Source organism: Sinomonas sp. R1AF57, assembly GCF_002224485.1.
Classification (GTDB): domain Bacteria; phylum Actinomycetota; class Actinomycetes; order Actinomycetales; family Micrococcaceae; genus Sinomonas; species Sinomonas flava.
Map to the genome: position 1 here is coordinate 2,735,763 of NZ_CP022463.1, position 19,084 is coordinate 2,754,846.

The window sequence follows — 19,084 nt, forward strand, 5'->3', positions numbered from 1 at the left end:
CCATCGTATGTACTACTTCGCGTGCTGGGCCGGGAGGACCTGCACCACGGCCGGGCGCGGGGCGCGGACCTGGCCGGCGGCGGGCGTGCCGCCCTTCACGTAGTCCGGGAACAGCGAGTGCGGCTCCTCGAAGGTGCCCTCCTCGCCCGGGTGCTGGACCGAGACGTAGACGTGGCGCTCGGCGTCGTGGACGATCGGGCCGCAGGTCTCGGCGTCCCGCGGGACCGAGAGGAACTGCTCGACCTTGCCGCGCTCGGGGCCCTCGAGGGTGACGCGGAAGAGGCCGTCGTTGTAGCCGATCGAGCTCGGCGCGCCGTCCGTGGCGAGCCACATGTACCCGGAGGAGTCGAACGCCACGTTGTCGGGGCACGAGATCGGGGAGACCTTGTCCGTGGGGTAGCCCGCGAAGTACGCGGTCTTGTTCTTCGCCGGGTCGCCGGCGACGAGGAGCAGGTTCCAGCCGAACGCGGTGGCCGTCTGGTCGCCGCCGTCCTCGGTGATCTCGACGATGTGGCCGTCGCGGTTCGCGGTGCGCGGGTTGACCTCGTCCGCCGGCGCGTTGGTGCCCTTGCCGCGGTTCGAGTTGTTCGTGCAGACGACGTAGACCTTGCCCGAGGTGGGGTGCGGCTCGACGTCCTCGCAGCGGTCCATCTTGGTCGCACCCACCTTGTCGGCGGCCAGACGGGTGAAGACCAGGATCTCGGCCACGGTCATGTCCCTGAGCGCCTCGTGCCCGGGCTTGCCGCCGACGACGAGCGGGAGCCACTCGCCGCGGCCGTCGAACGCGCCATCGGACGGGAGTGCGCCGGAGCCGTCGATCTCGCCGGCGGAGTTGCCCGTGAACTTGGCGACGTAGAGGTCGCCCTCGGACAGGAGGGTCATGTTGTGGGCCCGGTCGCCCTCCCTGTACGTGTCCTTGGAGACGAACTTGTACAGGTAGTCGAAGCGCTCGTCGTCGCCCGAGTACGCCACGGCCTTGCCGTTGGCCGCGATGCGGACGTTCGCGCCCTCGTGCTTGAAGCGGCCCAGCGAGGTGTGCTTCTTGGGGGTCGACGTCGGGTCCATCGGATCCACCTCGACGACCCAGCCGAAGCGGTTCTCCTCGTTCTCGTAGCCCGCGGTGCGGGTGTCGAAGCGCGGGTCGTCGAGCTCCCAGCCGCGGCCGGTCGCCTTGTCGGAGAGGCCGTAGCGCTTCTGGGCCGCCGAGGTGCCGGCGGAGCGGAAGTAGCCGTTGAAGTTCTCCTCGCCCGAGAGGATGGTGCCCCACGGCGTCGTGCCGCCGGAGCAGTTGCCGAGGGTGCCCTTGACCTTGCGGCCGGTCGGGTCGGCGGCGGTCTTCAGCAGCGCGGACCCGGCCGCAGGGCCGGTCAGCTCGTACTCGGTGTCGATGAGGAACCGGCGGTTGAGCGGGGCCCCCTTGACGTAGGTCCAGGCGCTGTTCTTGTCGCGGCGCGTGAGCTCGACGACGGAGAGGCCGTGGGCGGCGCGGGCGACGGCGCGGACCCGTGCCGGGTCGGCGTCGAGCTGCGCCTTCGGGAACATGATGCCCTCGTTGGTGTACTCGTGGTTCGTGAAGAGCACCGCGCGGCGGCCGTTCTCGCCGTCGATCCGGATGATGTCCGTGTAGTCGTTGTTGTAGCCGAACTGGCGGGCCTGGGCGGCCTCCGTCTGGTTCGCGATGTCGAACGCGGGAGAGTCGTTGAAGAGCGGGTCGCCCCAGCGGATGACCGGCGTCCAGCTGTAGCCCGACGGGACGGTGAACTCGTCGACCGTGAAGTGGACGGGGCTGATCGGGGTGAAGTCGAGCTTGCTGGTGACGCCCTTGGCCGCGGGGGCGAGGCCGGCGGCTTCCGAGCGGCCGGCGCCCGCGCCCGTGAAGGCCAGCGTGAGCGCGCCGGCGAGGCCGAGGCCCAGAGCGGAGCGGCGCGAGATCGCCCCGGCGGCGATGTCGCGGAAGTAGCCGTTGTCCGAGGTGTTGCACACCTCGCCGAGGCAGGCGTTGTCGCACTTGAGCGCGCAGGTCACGGCGCTTCGCTTGCCGCGGACATGGCCCAGCATCGGCAGGAGCGTACGGCGGGATTCAGTCAAGGGGAATCATCCTTACGGGTGCGATCGGATAGCGATGTCCTCCACCCGACCATTCCCAGCAAAAATCCAGCTAAGCCAGAGGTTAACTCAAGGTAAATGCCGTGGGAGACCTGAGGCACACGCGGCCATCAACGCCCGGCGAGGACCGCGTGGCACCGGCGGAGCCGCTCGATCCACCAGGCGCGCCGCTCCGCTCTCACGGCGAACCGGGCCAGCAGCCCGGGGTCCGGCTCCGACCGTCGGGCCAGCTCGGCACCGGCGGGGAGGTAGCCGGCCTCGGGCACGAGTGGCGACCGCACGACGTCGTGCGCCAGCAGGGCCCCGGTGCCGAGCCCGCAGGCGTACGGCAGCTGCGGGAGCGCGGCGGCCAGCGCGACGCCGGCGGCGAGCCCCACCGAGGTGTCGAGAGCCGAGCTCACGACGGCGGGCAGCCCGGCCTCGCGGACGATCTCGAGGGCGCGCCGCACTCCCCCGAGCGGGGCGGCCTTGACGACGATGAGGTCCGCTGCGCCGGCGCGGGCGACGCGCAGGGGGTCCTCGGCCTTCCGGACCGCCTCGTCCGCAGCGATGCGCACCGGGGTGCCGCGTGCCTCGAGCAGGGCGCGGACCTCGGCGAGGGCATTGATGCCGGGGACGGGCTGCTCGGCGTACTCGAGGCCGAACGGCTCGAGCTGCCCGAGCGCCTCGACGGCCTCCGGCACCGACCAGCCCCCGTTCGCGTCGACCCGCAGCTCCGCGTCCGGCAGCACCTCCCGCACGGCGGCGACCCTGCCGACGTCGTCCGCGATGCTCTGCCCGGCCTCGGCCACTTTGACCTTGACGGCGGTCACCGGCCCGAAGGCGGCGAGCACCTCGGGGACGCGCCCCGCGGGGACGGCCGGGACGGTCGCGTTGACGGGCACGCGCTCGCGCACCGGCGCGGGGAAGCCTTCCCACGCGGCCTCGACGGCGGAGGCGAGCCAGCGGGACGACTCCGCGTCGTCGTACTCGAGGAACGGGGCGAACTCGCCCCATCCGGCCGGCCCGCGCAGCACGAGCGCCTCGCGCTCGGTCACGCCGCGGAACCTGACGGTCAGCGGGACGCGCACGACGGCGGCCGCCGCCTCGAGCTCTGGCAGGTCGGGGAGCACGGGGCGCCGGGTGCAGCTCATGCGCCCACTGTACGCAGGGACCCCGTCAGCACGGCCCACGAGGCGACGCCGGCGAGGGCGATGACGGCGGCGAATGCGAACAGCCACACGGCCGAGGGGACGCCGGTCTTTCGGGAGAGGATGAACGCGTCCGAGCTCGCCAGCTCCCGCCGGCGGCGCGTGTGCACTGAGACGAGGTTCCACCAGTCCCGCGCGGCGCCCATCACGAGCGCGAGCCCGACGGCGAGCGTCAGGTGGCCCTGGAGGTCGGCGGGCACCGCGGCGACGATGGCCGCGACTGCGATGATCGATCCGGCGAGGATGAGCACGCCGGCGAGGTTCCGGATGAAGAGGAACACGAGCGCGAGCACGATCACGGACACCGACAGCGCCGTCCTCCCCCACCCGGCCGCGGAGGCCCACACGAGCACGGCGCCGACGGCTGCCGGCGCCGGGTAGCCCCAGAAGCCGAACCACACGGCCCGGCCGCGGCCCACGCCGTGGGTCGTTCCGCCCTGGTCCATGCGCAGCGTGATGCCCGTGACCCGCATGCCGGTCGCGAGCCCCGCGAAGGCGTGGCCGAGCTCGTGGACCACGGTGACGAAGCGGCCGAAGAACCGCCACAGGACCGGGACGACGCACAGCGCCGCCGCTCCCCCGAGGATCCACAGCAGCTCCGCCGCGGGCACCACGAGCGGGCTCGAGCGCCCGAACCCGGAGAGGAACCCGTTGACGAAGGCCTGCCACCACTGTTCGATCACGGGCACCGAGCCTACCGGCGGACGCTGGGAGGGGGCCGCGCGCCGTCGACCTTCAGGAGCCGTCCAGCCGCGTGTGGCAGGCTGGAACGGATGGCTGCACCCACCCACGCACGCTCCGAGGTCCCCGGCCCCCGCGGCCGCCGGGACCCGTCTGCACTGCTGTCTGGCGGGGATCGGAGGCGTGTTCCACGCCCTTCGGTTGGCGTCGGGCCGTTCCTGCTGGCCTCGCTCGCGGCCGTCGCCGCGCTCCTGTGCACCTACCTGTTCTTCGTCCGCACCACCACGGGGCAGTACATCGACGAATCCGCCCTCGTCGAGGCCACCGAGCTCTACGGGGCCGCAGGCAAGGCCTCGCTGCGGTTCCTCGACTTCCTCCCCGCGCTCTCGGTCGCCCTCGCGCTGGGGGCGCTGGGATACGCGGCGCTCGCACGACGGCGCTGGGCCGCCTCCGCCGTCGCCCTCGCCGCGGCGCTGTGCGCCAACCTCGCCACCCAGCTGCTCAAGAACGACATCCTGACCCGCCCCTACCGCGGCATCGAGACCTACATGGAGAACTCGCTCCCCTCGGGGCACACGACCCTCGCCGCCTCCGCCGCGGCCGCGGTCTTCCTCGTCGCGTCCCCGCGCTGGCGCCCCCTCGTAGCCTTCGCGGGCGGGACCTACGCCGTGGCGACCGGCGTGTCGACCCTCGTGAACCAGTGGCACCGGCCGGCCGACGTCGTGTCCGCGTTCCTCGTCGTCGCGGTGTTCATGGCCCCCGCCGCGTGGCTCGTGCTGCGCACGGGCATGGTGTGGAACGAGTGGGACGGGTTCGGGCGCCACGTGGGCTCGTCACGGCTGTGGCTTGCCCTGCCGACCGCCGCGGGGCTCGCTGCGGCGGGAGTCGCCGTCGTCGCGCTCGTGCGGATCGCGCCGCTGGCGGGGCGGGAGGTGAGCACGACGAACTACTTCTGGGCCGGCCTGGCGTTCATCGTGATCAGCGGCTACCTGGTCGCCGTAGGGGCATCGTGGCTCATGGCGCACGCTTCGCGTCCCCGCCGCTGAGACGGCGCCCCGCTTGGTCGGCCCGGCACGGCTCAGGCGCCGCCGGCCTGCCGCCGCTGGGCCCGGGGGACGGCCCACGCGAGCACGGCCGCCGCGGCCAGGCCGAGCCCGCCGGAGGCCGCGACCCCGGCCCCGAGGCCCAACGCTGCGGTGACGGCCGAGAGCAGGACTGGTCCCGCCGTCGTGCCCGCGTCCGCCATGAGCCGCCAGAGCCCGAGGAACTGCGCACGGCCGGGGCTCGGTGAGAAGTCCGCTCCGAGGGTCATGACCATTCCCGAGCCGATGCCGTTCCCCATGCCGAGCGCGCACGAGGCGGCAAGGAAGGGCCAGAACGTGCCCGTCCACGGCATGGCGATGAGGGAGAGTCCCATGAGGGTCATCGAGGGCACCGCGACGGCGAGTCGGCCCCGGGTGTCCATGGTCCGGCCGCCCGGATAGAAGAGCAGGAGGTCCATGCCCCCGGCGATACCGTAGACGAGAGCGGCGGTGGTCGCGTCGAGTCCGAGGTGGTCCGCCCACAGCGGGATGACGACCTGGCGGGACTGGCGCACCGCGGCAACGAACAGGACGCCGAGCCCGACCGTCGTCAGCACCCTCCAGTGCCCCGCCGCGACCTGCGCGAGGCGCGGCTCGGGCGCCCGCGGCCCGTCGCCGTCGTCCACGGCGAGGTCCCGCATCCACAGGGCGACCACCGATGCGCCGGCGAGCACCACCGCGCCGAGCCAGTAGGCGCCGCGCAGGCCCCAGAACTGGATCGCCGCCGCGCCGAGGAAGGGGCCGATGAAGATGCCGATGCGGCTCACCCCGCCGAGGGTCGAGAGCGCGCGGGCGCGGTAGTCCACCGGGACGGCCTCGGTGAGGTACTTCTGGCGGGCCAGCCCGGTCACGCTGCCCGACATGCCGAGCACGACGAGCGCGGGGACGAGCTGCCACAGTTCCTGGGCGAGGGCCGCGAGCACGAGGGCCACCGCGCCCGCCAGCTGGGCTCCGACGATCGCCCAGCGTTCCCCGAAGCGCAGGGTGAGGTAGGACGCGGGCAGGTTGAACAGGAGCGAGCCCAGCCCCACGAGCGTGACCGTCAGCGCAGCGACGGCCACGGACGCGCCGAGGTCCCGCGCCGACAGTGCGACGACCGGCAGCACGGCCCCCTCGCCGAGGAAGAACAGGACGGACGGGCCGAAGGCGGGGACGGCGATCGACAGGAGGGAGAACTGTCCGGGCCGCTGCACTCCCCCACTCTAGTGACGCGCGCGGTCGCGCCTCCCCATTGCACGCACGGGGCGCAGTGGCTAGAGTAAATCCAGTCCTTGGACTAATCTCGTCTCTTGCCGGGCCGAGACCACGCCGGAGACGCGGCCGCTATTGGGGGCGGCCGCGCCTCCGTGCTGCAGTGGGGCTCGGTTCGGGCTCGTGCTCGGTTGGGGCCAGCGGCCCCGGACGAGGGTCAGCGCTGGTAGCCGGAGACGATCGCGGCCGCGATCTCGCGGTACGCCTGGCGCGTCTCGGGGCGGAGCGCCGGGAGGGAGACGAGGTCGCCGTCAGCCATGGAGCGGTCGTGCGGCACGGTGATCAGGGCGCGGCACAGGCCCGAGAGGGTTGATTCGATCGCGCCCTTGTCCACGCGCGCGGAGACGTCGTCCTTGTCGGTCACGACGACGATCGCGCCCTTCGCGAGGCGGTCGTAGCCGTGGGCCGACAGCCAGCGCAGTGTGTCCCGGGCCCGTTTGGCGCCGCTCACGGCATAGCCGGCGACCACGACGATGTTGTCCGCCTCCTGCAGGATGCCCCGCATGGCCGGCCGGCTCACACCCGTGCCGCAGTCGGTGAGCGTGACGCCGAAGTGCCTGGCCACGAGCGCGTGGACGCGGCGGTAGTCCTCTGCCGTCAGCGAGTCGGAGAGCTCGGGGTCCTGTTCCCCCGCGAGAAGGTGCAGGCTGCCGGCCTGGTGCAGGTAGGACACGAGGCGGGCACGCGAGGTGACCGAGTCGAAGTCCCGCAGGAGGCTCGTGATGGAGCGGCTGCGCTCGGATTCGTAGGCCCCCTCGCCGAGGGCACGCTCGACCAGGTCCCCTGCGTCGGGGTTCGCGTCGATGGCGCACGGGGGTTCCGGCCGCAGCTCGGCAAGGGTGAGCCCGACGCCCACAGTGGTCGAGGTCTTGCCGATGCCGCCCTTGAGGGACAGGAACGCGGTGTTCCAGCTGCCCTCGAGGCGCCGCGCGATCTGCCGCTCGAGCAGCTCCTCCCGGCGCTCCCGCTCGCTCGGGCCGAGGTTCACGGCACCGCCGGTGATGCGGTAGAGGAGGCCCCGCAGGCCCTTCGGCGGGTGGGCCGGGCCCGGGCGGACGAAGCCCGCCGGCTCCTCCGCGTGCTCAGGCGCAGCCGGCACTGGCGTGGGCTCGCGCACCGGACGCGGCGGTGCTGGCCGTCCCGCCGGCGCAGGCGCGGCCGTCGGCGCAGGTGAGGTCTGGGCCGCAGGCGAGGCCTCAGGCACGGGCGACGCCTGTGGCGCAGGCTCGGGTGCCAGCCCGGCTGTGGGCCCCGCGCTCGGCTCCACAGATCGACTCCCACTGTCGCCAGTCCCCGGCGGGGGCTCGCCGACGGTGCGAGGCAGGCGCCTGCGGCCAGCGGCCACGGCGGTTGCGCGTGTCGCGGGCGTGGTCTCGGCGTCTGGTCGGCCGCCGGCGACCGGTTCGTCGCCGGTCACAGGCAAGGCGCCGTCCCGGGTGCGCTGGGCGGTGTCCCCCGAGGGCTGGGCGGTGTCCGCCGGAGGTAGGACGGCGTCCGCCGGATTGGCGGCCGCCTCCGACGGCGCGGATGCGGCGGCCGCCCGGGGCGACCCGTCGGCGTCGTGCGCGCCGGTGGTCGCGGCGCCGGGCTGGGTGGGAGGAGCCGACTCGTCGACGTGCGCCGCCCGCCGCGCCGCTTCCTCGGCTTCGCGCAGCCGCCGGGCCTCCCGCCGAGTCATGGGCGCAGGGGAAGCAGCCTCAGGCTCGACTGGACCGTCCGTCATGCTGCCCCCTCTTCCTCGCCCTGCCGGAACGTCAGCTCAGGCTGCTGGCCTTGAGCCGGCGGATGAACAGGCGGGACTGCTCGGGGCCGTACGGGAGGATCGGGACGGCCTTGGTGGCGTCGTCCGGAGTCTCGCGCGTGGCCTGCCTGGCCGAGCGCACCGCCGTCGCCATCGTATCCGCCATGGTGCGCACGAGCGCGTCGCTGCACAGCTCCCCGTGCCCCGGGACCAGGTTGTCGTAGCGGTGCCGCAGCGCCGAGATATGCCGCAGGACGTCCGCCCATTCCTCGGGGTACGAGTCGCCGAACTCGGGGTACGCGCCCTCCTCGACGAGGTCGCCGGCGAAGAGCGTGCTCTGGGTCCCGACGAGGAGGTCGCCGTCCGTGTGGCCGCGGCCGAGGTGGAACAGGGTGACCGAGGTCCCGCCCAGGTCGACGAGCACGGGCTGGTCGCGGACGATCGCAGTCGGGACCACGATCTGGGTGTTCTCGCCCTCCCCCGCTGCCATCTCCGGCTCCGCCTCGGCCACCGACTGCCGCTCGGCGTCGCCCGTCTCGGCGATGGCCGCCGCCGCGTTCTCGTGAGCGTAGAACTCCGTCACGCCCGCCGCGGCGAAAACCGCGTTGCCGAAGTAGTGGTCGTAGTGGGCGTGGGTGTTGACGACGACGAGCGGCAGCTCCGTCTTCTCCCGCACGGCCGCGAGGATCTCGGCGCCCTGCCGCGGGCCCTGTCCCGTGTCGACCACGAGGGCCCGTTCGGTGCCCACCACGAGCCCGACGTTCATCCGCAGCGGCTCGGTGGCGAGGACGTATGTGCTGGCTCCGAGTTCTCGCCATTGCGCCATGTGATGCATTCCTTCTCGTCGGCGGGTCAGGGTTGAGCTTGATTCTGCCATGCCCTCTAGAGGTCTGCGAGGACGCCCCCCGGCTGCTCGACCGCGTCGGCGACGAACCGCAGGAAGCCGCCGGCCGTGCCGCCGTCGCACACTCGGTGGTCGAACGTGAGGGTGAGCTGGACGACCTTGCGGACCTGCAGCTGGCCGTCGACGGCCCACGGCCGGTCGATGATCCGGCCGACGCCGAGGATGGCGGCTTCGGGATGGTTGATGATCGCCGCGCTGCCGTCCACACCGAACACGCCGTAGTTGTTGAGCGTGAAGGTGCCTCCCGTGAGGTCCGCCGGGGTGGCCTTCCCCTCTCGGGCGACGGCCGTGAGGCGGCGCAGCTCGGAGTCCAGGCCGCGGGCGCTCAGGGTGTGGGCGTTGCGGATCGCCGGGACCACGAGCCCGCGGTCGGTCTGGGCCGCGAAGCCGAGGTTGACGCCGTCGAACTGGACGATCTCCTGGCCGTCGCCTGTCTCCTCGATCCTGGTGTTGAGCTCGGGGAACTTCTGCAGGCCCGCCACCACGAACCGTGCGATGAAGGCGAGCAGGCTCGGCGTGCTGCCGGGGTCGCGGTGCTTGAGGCCGTGGCGCAGGTCCACGAGCGCCGTCGCGTCCGCGTCGACCCAGACCGTCGCCTCGGGGATCTCCGTCCGCGACCGGACCATGGCCTGCGCGACTGCCTTGCGCACTCCCTTGACGGGGGTCCGCGCCGCGATCGCGAGGCCCGTCCGGGTGTCCGCCTCCCCCGCCGAGGTCACCTCCTCTGCCGCCGAGGTCACCCCCTGCGGCGCCGACGTCACCCCCTGCGGCGCCGAGGTCACCCCTGCCGATTCGACGTCGCGGCGCATGATGAGCCCATCCGGGCCGGACCCCGAAATCCGGGCGAGCTGGACGTTGAGGTCCCGGGCCAGCCTGCGGACGAGCGGTGAGACGACGCGCACGGCGTTCGCGGGCGGCGTCGTGCGCGCCGGTTCCGCAACGGGAGCGGACGACGGCGCCGCCCCCTTGCGCCGTCGGGTGCGGCCGCCTGCCGCCCCACCAGGCGTGCCGTAGCCGATGAGGACATTCCCCGACCCGGAGGCTTCAGCGGGCGCTGGCGGACGGGCTCCGGCGCGTTCCTCCTCGCGATACGCCTCCCGGGCGGCTGCCCGAGCCACAGACGGGGTGACCTCGGCACCAGACGGGATGACTTCGGCGCCACCAGGGGTGACCTCGGCACCAGACGGGGTGACATCGGCGCCACCAGGGGTGACCTCGGCGATGGTGATGAGGGGGGCGCCGACGTCGATCGTGGCGCCCGGCTCGCCGTGCAGCTCGGAAACGGTCCCGGCGTACGGCGTGGGCACCTCGACGACGGCCTTGGCGGTCTCGACCTCGGCGACCGGCTGGTCCACGGCCACGGTGTCGCCAGCGGCGACGAGCCACCGGACGAGCTCGGCCTCGGTCAGGCCCTCCCCGAGGTCGGGGAGCCTGAAGGTCCTCTGCGCGGTGCTGTTCTGGGCGCTCACGGCGGTCGCCATGTCAGTCCTCCCACTGAAGGTCGTCGAGGGCGTCGAGGATGCGGTCGACGCTGGGCAGGTACCAGTGCTCGAGCTTGGGCGCCGGGTACGGGATGTCGAACCCGGTCACGCGCCGCACGGGCGCGGCGAGCGAGTGGAAGCAGCGCTCCTGCACCCTGGCCACGATCTCGGACGCGACCGACGCGAAGCCCGCGGCCTCGGCCACGACGACGGCGCGGCCCGTCTTGCGCACGGACGCGGACACGGTCTCGTCGTCGAAGGGGACGATCGTGCGCACGTCGATCACCTCAACGGACCGGCCCTCCGCAGCGGCGGCCTCCGCCGCAGCGAGCGCCGTCGGCACCGAGGGGCCGTAGGCGATGAGCGTCGCGTCCGTACCGGAGCGTGCGACGGCGGCAGCGCCGTCGACGCTGAGCCGCCGCGCGCCGTCGTGCGCGCCACCGGCGCCACGGCCCTCGCCGCCCCGGCCCGCGAACTCCGACCGAAGCGCCTCGAGGTCCACAAGGTCCTTGGACCAGTACAGCTTCTTGGGCTCCATGAACACGACCGGGTCGTCGCTCGCGATGGCCTCGCGGAGCATGCGGTACGCGTCCGCGACGGTCGCGGGCGTGAAGACCTTCAGGCCCGGCGTGTGGGCGTAGTACGCCTCGGAGGAGTCGCAGTGGTGCTCGACGCCGCCGATCCCGCCCGCGTACGGGACGCGGATCACGAGAGGCAGCCGGACCCGTCCGCGGGTGCGGTTGTGCATCTTGGCGATGTGGCTCACGATCTGCTCGAACGCCGGGTAGGCGAACGCGTCGAACTGCATCTCGATGACCGGGCGCAGGCCGTTCATCGCCATGCCGATCGCCATCCCGGCGATGCCGGACTCGGCGAGCGGCGTGTCGAAGCAGCGGTCCGCGCCGAACTCCTTCTGGAGGCCGTCGGTGACGCGGAAGACCCCGCCGAGCGTTCCGACATCCTCGCCGAACACCACGACGCCCGCGTCGGCGCGCATCTCGTCGGCCATGGCAGTGGTCAGGGCCTTCGCGAAGGTCAGGGGTTCGGGGCCTGCGGGGCGGGCGGCGGCGCGGGCCGCGGCGGCCTCGGCGACGGTGCTCATGCTCCGTGCTCCTTTCCGGAAAGGTCGCGGGACTGCTCGTCGGCCACGAGGGCGGCCTGCTCGCGCAGCTGCGCGGTGGGTTCGGTGTAGACGAAGCGGAAGAGGTCCTGGGGGTCGACGGCGGTGTCCTCGCCCAGGCCCTCGCGCAGCTGCCGGGCCACGTCCTCGGCGTCGGCGGCGACGGCGGACTCGACGTCGTCGGTCAGCACGCCCTCGGTGCGCAGGTACTCGCGCATGCGCTTGAGGGGGTCCTTGACGGCCCAGGCCGCCACCTCGGCGTCCTCGCGGTAGCGGGTCGCGTCGTCGGCGTTCGTGTGCGCCTGCATCCGGTAGGTGTACGCCTCGACGAGCAGGGGCCCCGAGCCCGAGCGGGCCAGGCGCACGGCGCGGTCGAGGACGGCGAGGAGGGCAACGGCGTCGTTCCCGTCCACGCGCTCCCCCGCCATGCCGTAGCCGATCGCCTTGTGGGCCAGCGACGGCGCGACCGTCTGGTGGGCGAGCGGCACCGAGATGGCGTACTGGTTGTTCTGCACAAAGAACACGACCGGCAGGTGGAACACGGCGGCGAAGTTGAGCGCCTCGTGGAAGTCGCCCTCGCTCGTGGCGCCGTCGCCGCACATCGCGAGGACCACGGTGTCCTTCCCGCGCAGCTTCGCCGCGTGGGCGACGCCGACGGCGTGCAGCAGCTGCGTGGTCAGGGGCGTGGACTGGATGCCGACCTTGTGCTCGTGCGGGTCGTAGCCGCCGTGCCAGTCACCGCGGAAGATGGTCATGGCCTCGACCGGGTCCACCCCGCGCGTCATGACGGCGACCGCGTCGCGGTACGTCGGGAACATCCAGTCACCGTCGGACAGGCACAGCGCCGCGGCAACCTGGCAGGCCTCCTGGCCGTGGCTCGACGGGTAGACCGCCATGCGGCCCTGGCGGACGAGCGCCGAGTTCTGGTCGTTGACCCGGCGGCCGATGACGAGCCGGCGGTACGCCTCGAGCAGTTCGTCCGCAGCGGGGATCGGGTACTCATGGCCGGGGGCTGAGCCGCGCTCGTCCTCGGGGCGCAGCGACCCGTGCTCGTCGAGGATCTGGATCTGGGCCACCCGGCCGTGCACCGGAAGCATGTAGTCCTCGATGCTGATCCCGAAGCTGCGGATGGCCTCCTGTGCCTCGGCGGGAATGGTCATGGCTCCTCCTCGTGCCGGACGTGTTGACTCAAGTATCCGCTTCCGTAGCCATTCGTATGCCGTTGAAGGGCACATCGTGGAAGACTGGATCCAGACCGCGCACATTCAGAGACGAAACGTCACAATGACGTGGATCACAGGAGGGTTCCATGGACGATCTGCACCCCGGCCGGGAGGCACCGCCCCGGGCCGTGGAGCCGCGGCCGCTCGACGACGTCGACCGCGCCATCCTGGCCGAGCTCACCGCAGATGCCCGCCGCTCCGTGACGACCATCGCGGAGAACGTGCACATCTCCCGCGCGCACGCCTACAACCGGATCTCCCGGCTCCAGGCAGACGGCGTCATCACGAAGTTCACGGCCCTCGTCGACCCGCTGCGGGCTGGCCTGCGCTCGAGCGCGTACGTGACCCTCAAGGTGCGCCAGCAGACGTGGCGCGAGCTGCGCGAGCGGCTGCGCGCCATCCCGGAGGTGCACCACATCGCCCTCGTGGGCGGGGACTTCGACGTCATCATCCTCGTGCGGGCGCTGGACAACACCGACCTGCGCCGCGTCGTGTTCGACCAGCTGCAGAACATGCCCGGCGTCCTGGACACGCAGACGTTCCTGGTGTTCGAGGACCTGGACACGCGCTGACCTCTCACCCGTCCGGCGTGGGAAGGTAGAGGCAGGGAGCCGTGACGAGGAGAACCATGAGCAGCGATGCGGGGACGGAGCGAGCGGACGCCCCGTCGCGCGGGAGGCCCGTGTGGATGTGGGTGCTCATCGCCGCCTGCGCGGCGGTGGGCGTGGGACTCGTCGTCGCCGTCGCTGGACTGTTCACTGCGGCCCCGCCGCAGCCGCCCGCGCCGGCACCGGGCACGGCCAGTGCCCCGCCGCCGACCCGGGACAGCGAGCTGTCCGCCTACCGGCTCAGCGATCCGCTGCCGTTCTCGTCCGCCCCTGTCTGGCACGCCGCCCCGAGCGCCCTGTACACGCTGACCGCGGCCCCCGGCGAATTCCGCTACGTGGGCTCGAACGGGTGCACCCTCGTCTTCCGCACCGGCCCGCTCGTGCCGTCGCCTTCACCCTCGGCGCGCACGACGGCGGCCGCCTCGCCACCCGCCGCGGGCTCGCCCACGCCCTCGGGCCCCCCGTCCTCGGGCTCCTTGTCCTCGGGCCCCTCGGGCAGCGCCGGCGCCGCGGCGTCGGACGATCCCGAGACGGCGGCGACGGCCGCAGCGCTCGAGGGCGCGGCGGCCACCGTGCTCGCGAGTGGTACCGGCGGCGCGGTGACGGGGAGGGGCTTTCCTGTCGTCGTGACCCTCGGGTCGCTCACGGGGCCCCTCGTCGACATGGCCGGGGCCACCTTGCGGGTCGAGCACGCGGACGGCACCGTCACGCACGTCCGCCTGGCCGTGCGCGCCGTGCCGTCCGCTCAGGCGTCCTTCCAGGTGTCCGCCGAGTGCGCGACCCCCGAGGAGGCCGCCACAGCGATGAACCACGCGAGCGTGCACGCCTTCATCGCCACGCGCTGACGCCCCGGCTGAGAGAGGTCTGGCAGGTCAGCGGCCGGTGAAGGCGGGCTTCCGCTTCTCCTGGAAGGCCTTGAACCCCTCGGCGTAGTCCTCCGAGGAGCAGAGCTGGGCCTGTGCCTTGTTCTCTGCCTCCATGGACTCCCAGAGCCCGAGGCGCCGGTCGCGGATCTGCGCGACGAGCTCCTTCGACGCGACGAACGCGCCGGTGGCACCCTCGGCGACACGGCCGACGATCTCGCGCGTGCGCGGCAGCAGTTCCTCGGCCGGGAAGGCACGCGAGAACATTCCGGAGCGGACGGCGTCCGCCCCGCTCATGAGCTCGGCTGTGTACACGAGGTCGAGCGTGCGGTGCATGCCGAGGCGCTCGGTGAAGTACCAGTGGCCGCCAGAGTCCAGGGTCGCCCCGAGGTTCGCGAACGGCGAGCCGATCTTGGCGTTCTCGGCCACGTACACGACGTCGGTCGCGAGCAGCAGCCCGAGGCCGACCCCGAGGGACGCGCCCTGGGCGGCCGCGAACGTGGGCGCCGGGAAGGCCGCCATCTTCTGCAGCAGCGGCTGCACCTTCCCGCCCAGGTACCCCAGCACGTCGTCGTCGGCGGGGACGACTCCCGAGATGTCCCGGCCGGCGCAGAAGGCCCGGCCCTCGCCGCGCAGGAGGAGGACCCGCACGTCGCCGCGGGAGGCGGCGGCAGCGGCGTCGTCGTACGCGTCCGAGAGCTCGCCGAGCGCGGTCTCGTCGAGGGAGTTGAGCTTGGCGGGCGCGTCGAGGACGACCTCGGCGACCCCGCCGGCGATGGTGAGGTTGATCATTCAGGCTCCTTGGTTTCGGCTCTGCTCAACCGCCGTCACGCGTCGAAGTCGACGGACACGCTGTCCGTGGTCGGGTGGGACTGGCACGTGAGGACGTAGCCGCGCTCGACCTCGTCCGGCTCAAGCGCGTAGTTCTCCGTCATCTCCACCGTGCCCGAGACGAGCTTCGCACGGCACGTCCCGCAGACGCCGCCAGCGCACGCGAACGGCACGTCCGGGCGCACGCGCAGGGCCGCGTTGAGGATCGTCTCGTTCGCGGACACCGGGGACTTGACCGTGCCCTGGAGTCCGTCCAGCCGGAACTCGATCTCGAAGTTCTTGCCCGAGGCGTCCTCGACCACCGGCCGGCCGATGTTGCCCTCGAGGTTCGTCGGGGTGCCGGTGGTGAAGAGCTCGTAGCGGACCTTCTCGGGCTCCACGCCGCGGGCCGAGAGCGTGTCGCGCACGAGCTGGACGAGCTCGAACGGGCCGCACAGGAACCACTCGTCGACGTCGTCGGCGTGGATCACGGTGTTGAGCAGCGTGGTGAGCTTCTCGTCGTCGACCCTGCCGGACAGCAGCGGGGAGATGCGCTGCTCGCGCGAGAGCACGTGGTGGAGCGCGAAGCGGGACGGGTAGCGGTCCTTCAGGTCCGCGAGCTCCTCGACGAACATGACGTCCATGGCCGCCTTGTTCGCGTAGATGAGGTCGAAGCGGACGTTCTCGTCCGCCGCGAGGACGGTCTTCGCGATCGCCATGATGGGCGTGATGCCGGAGCCGGCCGCGACCGCCACGAACGTGTGCTCGACATCGGTGTCGATGCTCGAGGGGTCGTTGAGGCCGGTCATCCTGTGCTTCGAGATGAACGCGCCGGCGGGGCTCATGACGTCGAGCACGGTGCCGGGCTCGAGGCTCTCGTTCGCCCAGGTCGAGAAGATGCCGCCGAGGTCACGCTTGATGGCCACCTTGATCTCGGTCGAGCCGTCGTCGAAGCGCCGGGGGGCCGCGCAGATCGAGTACGAGCGGCGCACCTCCCGCTTCTCGCCGCCCTGGTTCGGGTCCTCCAGCTCGGCCCGGAGGGCCACGTACTGGCCGGGGATGTAGTCGTACTCGTCGGCGAGCTCGGCGGGAACCGCGAACGTCACCTCGATCGCGTCGTTTGTGAGCTTGCGGACGTCGCTCACCTCGAGCTTGTGGAAGGACGCACGACGCCGCGTGGTCCCCCCCGCGTCCGAGCCGGCGGCCGCGTCTTCTGCGACGTCAGCGGCGGTCTCGTTCAGCTGGTCAGTCATCTAGAGCACCTTGAAGTAGTCGAAGGGTTCCTTGCAGTCCTGGCAGACGTAGAGGGCCTTGCAGGACGTGGAACCGAAGCGGGACATCTCGCGTGTGTTGAGGGAGTGGCACTGCGGGCACTTGACGGCGAGGCCGAGCTTGATCGGGCCGGCGTGGGACTTTCCACTAGGTGGGGCGATGCCGTACTTCTCGAGCTTGGCCTTCCCCTCCTCGCTCATCCAGTCCGTGGTCCAGGCCGGGGAGAGCACGAGGTCGACCTCGACCTTGGAATGGCCGGCCTTGGCGAACACCGCCGTGAGGTCGTCCCGGATCGTGTCCATGGCGGGACACCCCGAGTAGGTCGGGGTGATCGTGAGGCGGACCGTGCCGTCGGTGTCGAGGCGGCCGTCCCGCAGGATCCCGAGGTCCGCGATGGACAGCACCGGGATCTCGGGGTCGGTCACCGTGGCCGCGAGCTCGCGGACCTCGTCGTCAGTGGTGATCATGGCAGTTCCTTGCCTCGGTCCTCTACCAGGTTGCCCCGGGGTGCTTGCGCGCGAGGACCTGCATCTCGGCGAGGATGTAGCCGAGGTGCTCGGTGTGCTCGCCGCGGCGGCCGCCGCCGCTGGCACGCGGGACGTTGGGGACGCTGAGGGTGGCCTCCTCGAGGACCGATGCGATCTGGGCGTCGAAGGCGGCCCGCAGGCTCGAGGGGCGCACACCGGCGTCGCCGACAGCGTCGATGAGCGCGTCGTCGTCGAACATCTCGTCGACGTAGGGCCACACGAGCTCGAGGGCGTCCTGCATCCGGCGGTGCGACTCCTCCGTGCCGTCGCCGAGGCGGAGGGTCCACTGCACGGCGTGGTCGCGGTGGTAGGCCACCTCCTTGAGGGCCTTCGCGGCGATCGCGGCGAGGGTCGCGTCGGTCGAGGCCAGCAGCTCCGTGTAGAGGAGGTACTGGTAGACGGAGACGATGAGCTGGCGCGCAATCGTGTAGCCGAAGTCACCGTTGGGCTGCTCGACGATCCAGAGCGAGCGGAACTCGTCCTCCTCCCGCCAGTAGGCGAGGTCGTCCTCGGTCTTGTCCCACGCGTGGCCCGCGTAGGAGAGGAAGGAGCGCGCGTGGCCGAGGACGTCCAGGGCGATGTTGCCGAGGGCGATGTCCTCCTCGAGCTCGGGGGCGCGTGAGATCCAGTGGCTCAGGCGCTGGGCGAGGATGAGGGCGTCGTCGCCCAGGCGCAGGGCGTACTGCGCCACGTCCTCGGTGGGCTTGTCCTTGGCGATCGCGATGTCCTCCGGACGCAGCGCGTTGCCGGGGGTGACACGGGTGGCCGACGCCGCGGAGTCGCCGAAGCTGTCGAGCGAGTGGTCGGTATGCGTCGTCACAGGTGCTTCACACCCTCGCTCTTGGTGTAGTACGTCGCGTGGCGGTAGTCCTTGCCCTGCGGCGACTCGAAGAACGCGCCCTTGGAGTCCGGGTCGGACGAGGCGATGGCATCCGAGGGGACGACCCAGATGGACACGCCCTCGTTGCGGCGGGTGTAGAGGTCCCGCGCGTTGCGCAGCGCCATTGCCGCGTCAGGGGCGTGGAGAGAACCGGCGTGGACGTGGGAGAGTCCGCGGCTCGAGCGGACGAAAACCTCCCAGAGGGGCCAGATGTTGGTCTGCTCGCTCACTTAAGCTGCTCCGATCTCGTTCTTCGCGGCCTTGGCGGCCTGCTTCTCTGCGTACGCCCGGGCCGCCTCGCGGACCCACGTCCCGTCCGCATGCGCCTCGCGGCGGCGCGCCATGCGCTGGGCGTTGCACGGGCCGCGACCCGCGATGACCTCGTGGAACTCCTGCCAGTCGAGCTCCTTGTGGATCCACCTGCCGTTCACCTCGTCGTAGCGGAGCTCCGGATCCGGGAGGGTCAGGCCGAGGACCTTGACCTGCTCGGCGATCATCCCCACGAACCGCTGGCGCAGCTCGTCGTTGGAGAAGCGCTTGATGTTCCAGGCCATGGACTGCTTCGAGTTCGGCGAGTCGGCGTCCGGCGGGCCGAACATCATCAGGGCCGGGGCGTAGAAGCGGTTGACCGCATCCTGGGCCATCTGCTTCTGGGCCGGGGTGCCGTTCGAGAGCTCGAGCAGGATCTCGAAGCCCTGGCGCTGGTGGAACGACTCCTCCTTGCAGATGCGCACCATGGCGCGGCCGTAGGGGCCGTAGCTCGCGCGGCAGAGGGGGACCTGGTTGGCGATCGCCGCACCGTCCACGAGCCAGCCGATCGCACCCATGTCGGCCCATGTGCGGGCCGGGTAGTTGAAGATCGACGAGTACTTGGCCTTGCCGTCCAGCAGCTGCTGGTTCAGGACGTCGCGCGGGGTGCCGAGGGACTCGGCCGCCGAGTAGAGGTAGAGGCCGTGGCCGGCCTCGTCCTGGACCTTCGCCATCAGGATGGCCTTGCGCTTGAGGCTCGGGGCGCGGGTGATCCAGTTCGCCTCGGGCTGCATGCCGATGATCTCGGAGTGCGCGTGCTGGGACACCTGGCGCACGAGCGTCTTGCGGTAGGCCGCGGGCATCCAGTCGCGAGGCTCGATGCGCGAGTCCTCGGCGATGATGCGATCAAAGTAAGCCTGACCCGCAATGTCCTCAGCCGACGGGGCCTCGTCACCCTGTCCAGGCTGGGGCTGGGGCACGGACTGCAGGGTCGCAGCTGCCATGTCTCCTCCTCAGAAATAATTACCGACCGTTCGTTCAGAATATGGGTCGATTCTACTGCCGTCAAGGTACGCAGCCTGTTTGCCCCGCAGAC

The 19,084-nt window shown here is 71.9% G+C and carries 18 protein-coding genes; 3 read left to right on the top strand and 15 right to left on the bottom strand.

What is annotated here, in order from left to right; all coding sequences use genetic code 11:
- Positions 1-12: 12 nt before the first annotated feature.
- The 3 genes from CGQ25_RS12585 to CGQ25_RS12595 all read right to left on the bottom strand — a co-directional run bounded on the left by CGQ25_RS12585 (position 13) and on the right by CGQ25_RS12595 (position 3,979).
- Entirely contained in the window at positions 13-2,058 is a 2,046-nt protein-coding gene (locus tag CGQ25_RS12585) for a PhoX family phosphatase (RefSeq protein ID WP_369802331.1), read from the bottom strand.
- Between the two features lie 158 nt (positions 2,059-2,216).
- Positions 2,217-3,239, bottom strand: a complete 1,023-nt coding sequence (locus tag CGQ25_RS12590; RefSeq protein WP_208710203.1) for an o-succinylbenzoate synthase — start codon at positions 3,237-3,239, stop codon at positions 2,217-2,219.
- The gene (locus tag CGQ25_RS12595) at positions 3,236-3,979 is read right to left on the bottom strand and encodes a M50 family metallopeptidase (protein ID WP_255405298.1); all 744 of its coding nucleotides are present in this window, start codon (positions 3,977-3,979) and stop codon (positions 3,236-3,238) included. Before CGQ25_RS12595 ends, CGQ25_RS12590 begins: the two co-directional genes overlap by 4 nt.
- A 90-nt stretch (positions 3,980-4,069) precedes the next feature.
- On the opposite strand from CGQ25_RS12595, the gene CGQ25_RS12600 reads away from it, so the two are divergent.
- Positions 4,070-5,023, top strand: a complete 954-nt coding sequence (locus CGQ25_RS12600; protein WP_208710205.1) for a phosphatase PAP2 family protein — start codon at positions 4,070-4,072, stop codon at positions 5,021-5,023.
- Between the two features lie 32 nt (positions 5,024-5,055).
- On the opposite strand, the gene CGQ25_RS12605 is transcribed toward CGQ25_RS12600, so the two are convergent.
- The 6 genes from CGQ25_RS12605 to pdhA all read right to left on the bottom strand — a co-directional run bounded on the left by CGQ25_RS12605 (position 5,056) and on the right by pdhA (position 12,716).
- Positions 5,056-6,252 (bottom strand): MFS transporter, encoded by a 1,197-nt coding sequence (locus tag CGQ25_RS12605; protein ID WP_208710207.1) that lies wholly within the window; start codon positions 6,250-6,252, stop codon positions 5,056-5,058.
- 215 nt (positions 6,253-6,467) lie between these two features.
- Positions 6,468-7,988, bottom strand: coding sequence for a MinD/ParA family protein (locus CGQ25_RS18485; RefSeq protein ID WP_255405299.1), 1,521 nt, complete (start codon positions 7,986-7,988; stop codon positions 6,468-6,470).
- 76 nt (positions 7,989-8,064) lie between these two features.
- Positions 8,065-8,877 carry an MBL fold metallo-hydrolase gene (locus tag CGQ25_RS12615; RefSeq protein ID WP_208710209.1) on the bottom strand — a complete coding sequence of 271 codons (813 nt, stop codon included), beginning with the start codon at positions 8,875-8,877 and terminating at the stop codon, positions 8,065-8,067.
- 56 nt (positions 8,878-8,933) lie between these two features.
- Positions 8,934-10,436, bottom strand: a complete 1,503-nt coding sequence (locus CGQ25_RS12620) for a dihydrolipoamide acetyltransferase family protein (RefSeq protein ID WP_208710211.1) — start codon at positions 10,434-10,436, stop codon at positions 8,934-8,936.
- A 1-nt stretch (position 10,437) separates the two neighbouring features.
- Positions 10,438-11,538, bottom strand: a complete 1,101-nt coding sequence (locus CGQ25_RS12625; protein ID WP_208710213.1) for an alpha-ketoacid dehydrogenase subunit beta — start codon at positions 11,536-11,538, stop codon at positions 10,438-10,440.
- The gene (gene pdhA, locus CGQ25_RS12630; protein WP_208710215.1) at positions 11,535-12,716 is read right to left on the bottom strand and encodes a pyruvate dehydrogenase (acetyl-transferring) E1 component subunit alpha; all 1,182 of its coding nucleotides are present in this window, start codon (positions 12,714-12,716) and stop codon (positions 11,535-11,537) included. The genes CGQ25_RS12625 and pdhA overlap by 4 nt, the downstream gene beginning before the upstream one ends.
- A 149-nt stretch (positions 12,717-12,865) precedes the next feature.
- On the opposite strand from pdhA, the gene CGQ25_RS12635 reads away from it, so the two are divergent.
- Positions 12,866-13,351: an Lrp/AsnC family transcriptional regulator gene (locus CGQ25_RS12635; RefSeq protein ID WP_208710217.1), complete on the top strand. Its 486-nt coding sequence runs from the start codon at positions 12,866-12,868 to the stop codon at positions 13,349-13,351.
- A 56-nt stretch (positions 13,352-13,407) separates the two neighbouring features.
- Entirely contained in the window at positions 13,408-14,232 is an 825-nt protein-coding gene (locus CGQ25_RS12640) for a hypothetical protein (RefSeq protein WP_208710218.1), read from the top strand.
- 27 nt (positions 14,233-14,259) lie between these two features.
- On the opposite strand, the gene CGQ25_RS12645 is transcribed toward CGQ25_RS12640, so the two are convergent.
- Genes CGQ25_RS12645 through paaA form a run of 6 tightly spaced genes read right to left on the bottom strand, consistent with a single transcriptional unit; the run spans position 14,260 to position 18,992 of the window.
- Positions 14,260-15,042 (bottom strand): enoyl-CoA hydratase/isomerase family protein, encoded by a 783-nt coding sequence (locus CGQ25_RS12645; protein ID WP_208710220.1) that lies wholly within the window; start codon positions 15,040-15,042, stop codon positions 14,260-14,262.
- Between the two features lie 35 nt (positions 15,043-15,077).
- Entirely contained in the window at positions 15,078-16,313 is a 1,236-nt protein-coding gene (paaE, locus tag CGQ25_RS12650) for a 1,2-phenylacetyl-CoA epoxidase subunit PaaE (protein ID WP_208710222.1), read from the bottom strand.
- The gene (paaD, locus tag CGQ25_RS12655; RefSeq protein WP_208710224.1) at positions 16,314-16,799 is read right to left on the bottom strand and encodes a 1,2-phenylacetyl-CoA epoxidase subunit PaaD; all 486 of its coding nucleotides are present in this window, start codon (positions 16,797-16,799) and stop codon (positions 16,314-16,316) included.
- 22 nt (positions 16,800-16,821) lie between these two features.
- A complete protein-coding gene (paaC, locus tag CGQ25_RS12660) occupies positions 16,822-17,679 on the bottom strand; it encodes a 1,2-phenylacetyl-CoA epoxidase subunit PaaC (RefSeq protein WP_208710226.1) in 858 nt (285 codons plus the stop codon).
- Positions 17,676-17,969 carry a 1,2-phenylacetyl-CoA epoxidase subunit PaaB gene (paaB, locus tag CGQ25_RS12665; protein ID WP_208710228.1) on the bottom strand — a complete coding sequence of 98 codons (294 nt, stop codon included), beginning with the start codon at positions 17,967-17,969 and terminating at the stop codon, positions 17,676-17,678. Before paaB ends, paaC begins: the two co-directional genes overlap by 4 nt.
- Positions 17,970-18,992, bottom strand: coding sequence for a 1,2-phenylacetyl-CoA epoxidase subunit PaaA (gene paaA, locus CGQ25_RS12670; RefSeq protein ID WP_208710230.1), 1,023 nt, complete (start codon positions 18,990-18,992; stop codon positions 17,970-17,972).
- Between the last annotated feature and the right edge of the window lie 92 nt (positions 18,993-19,084).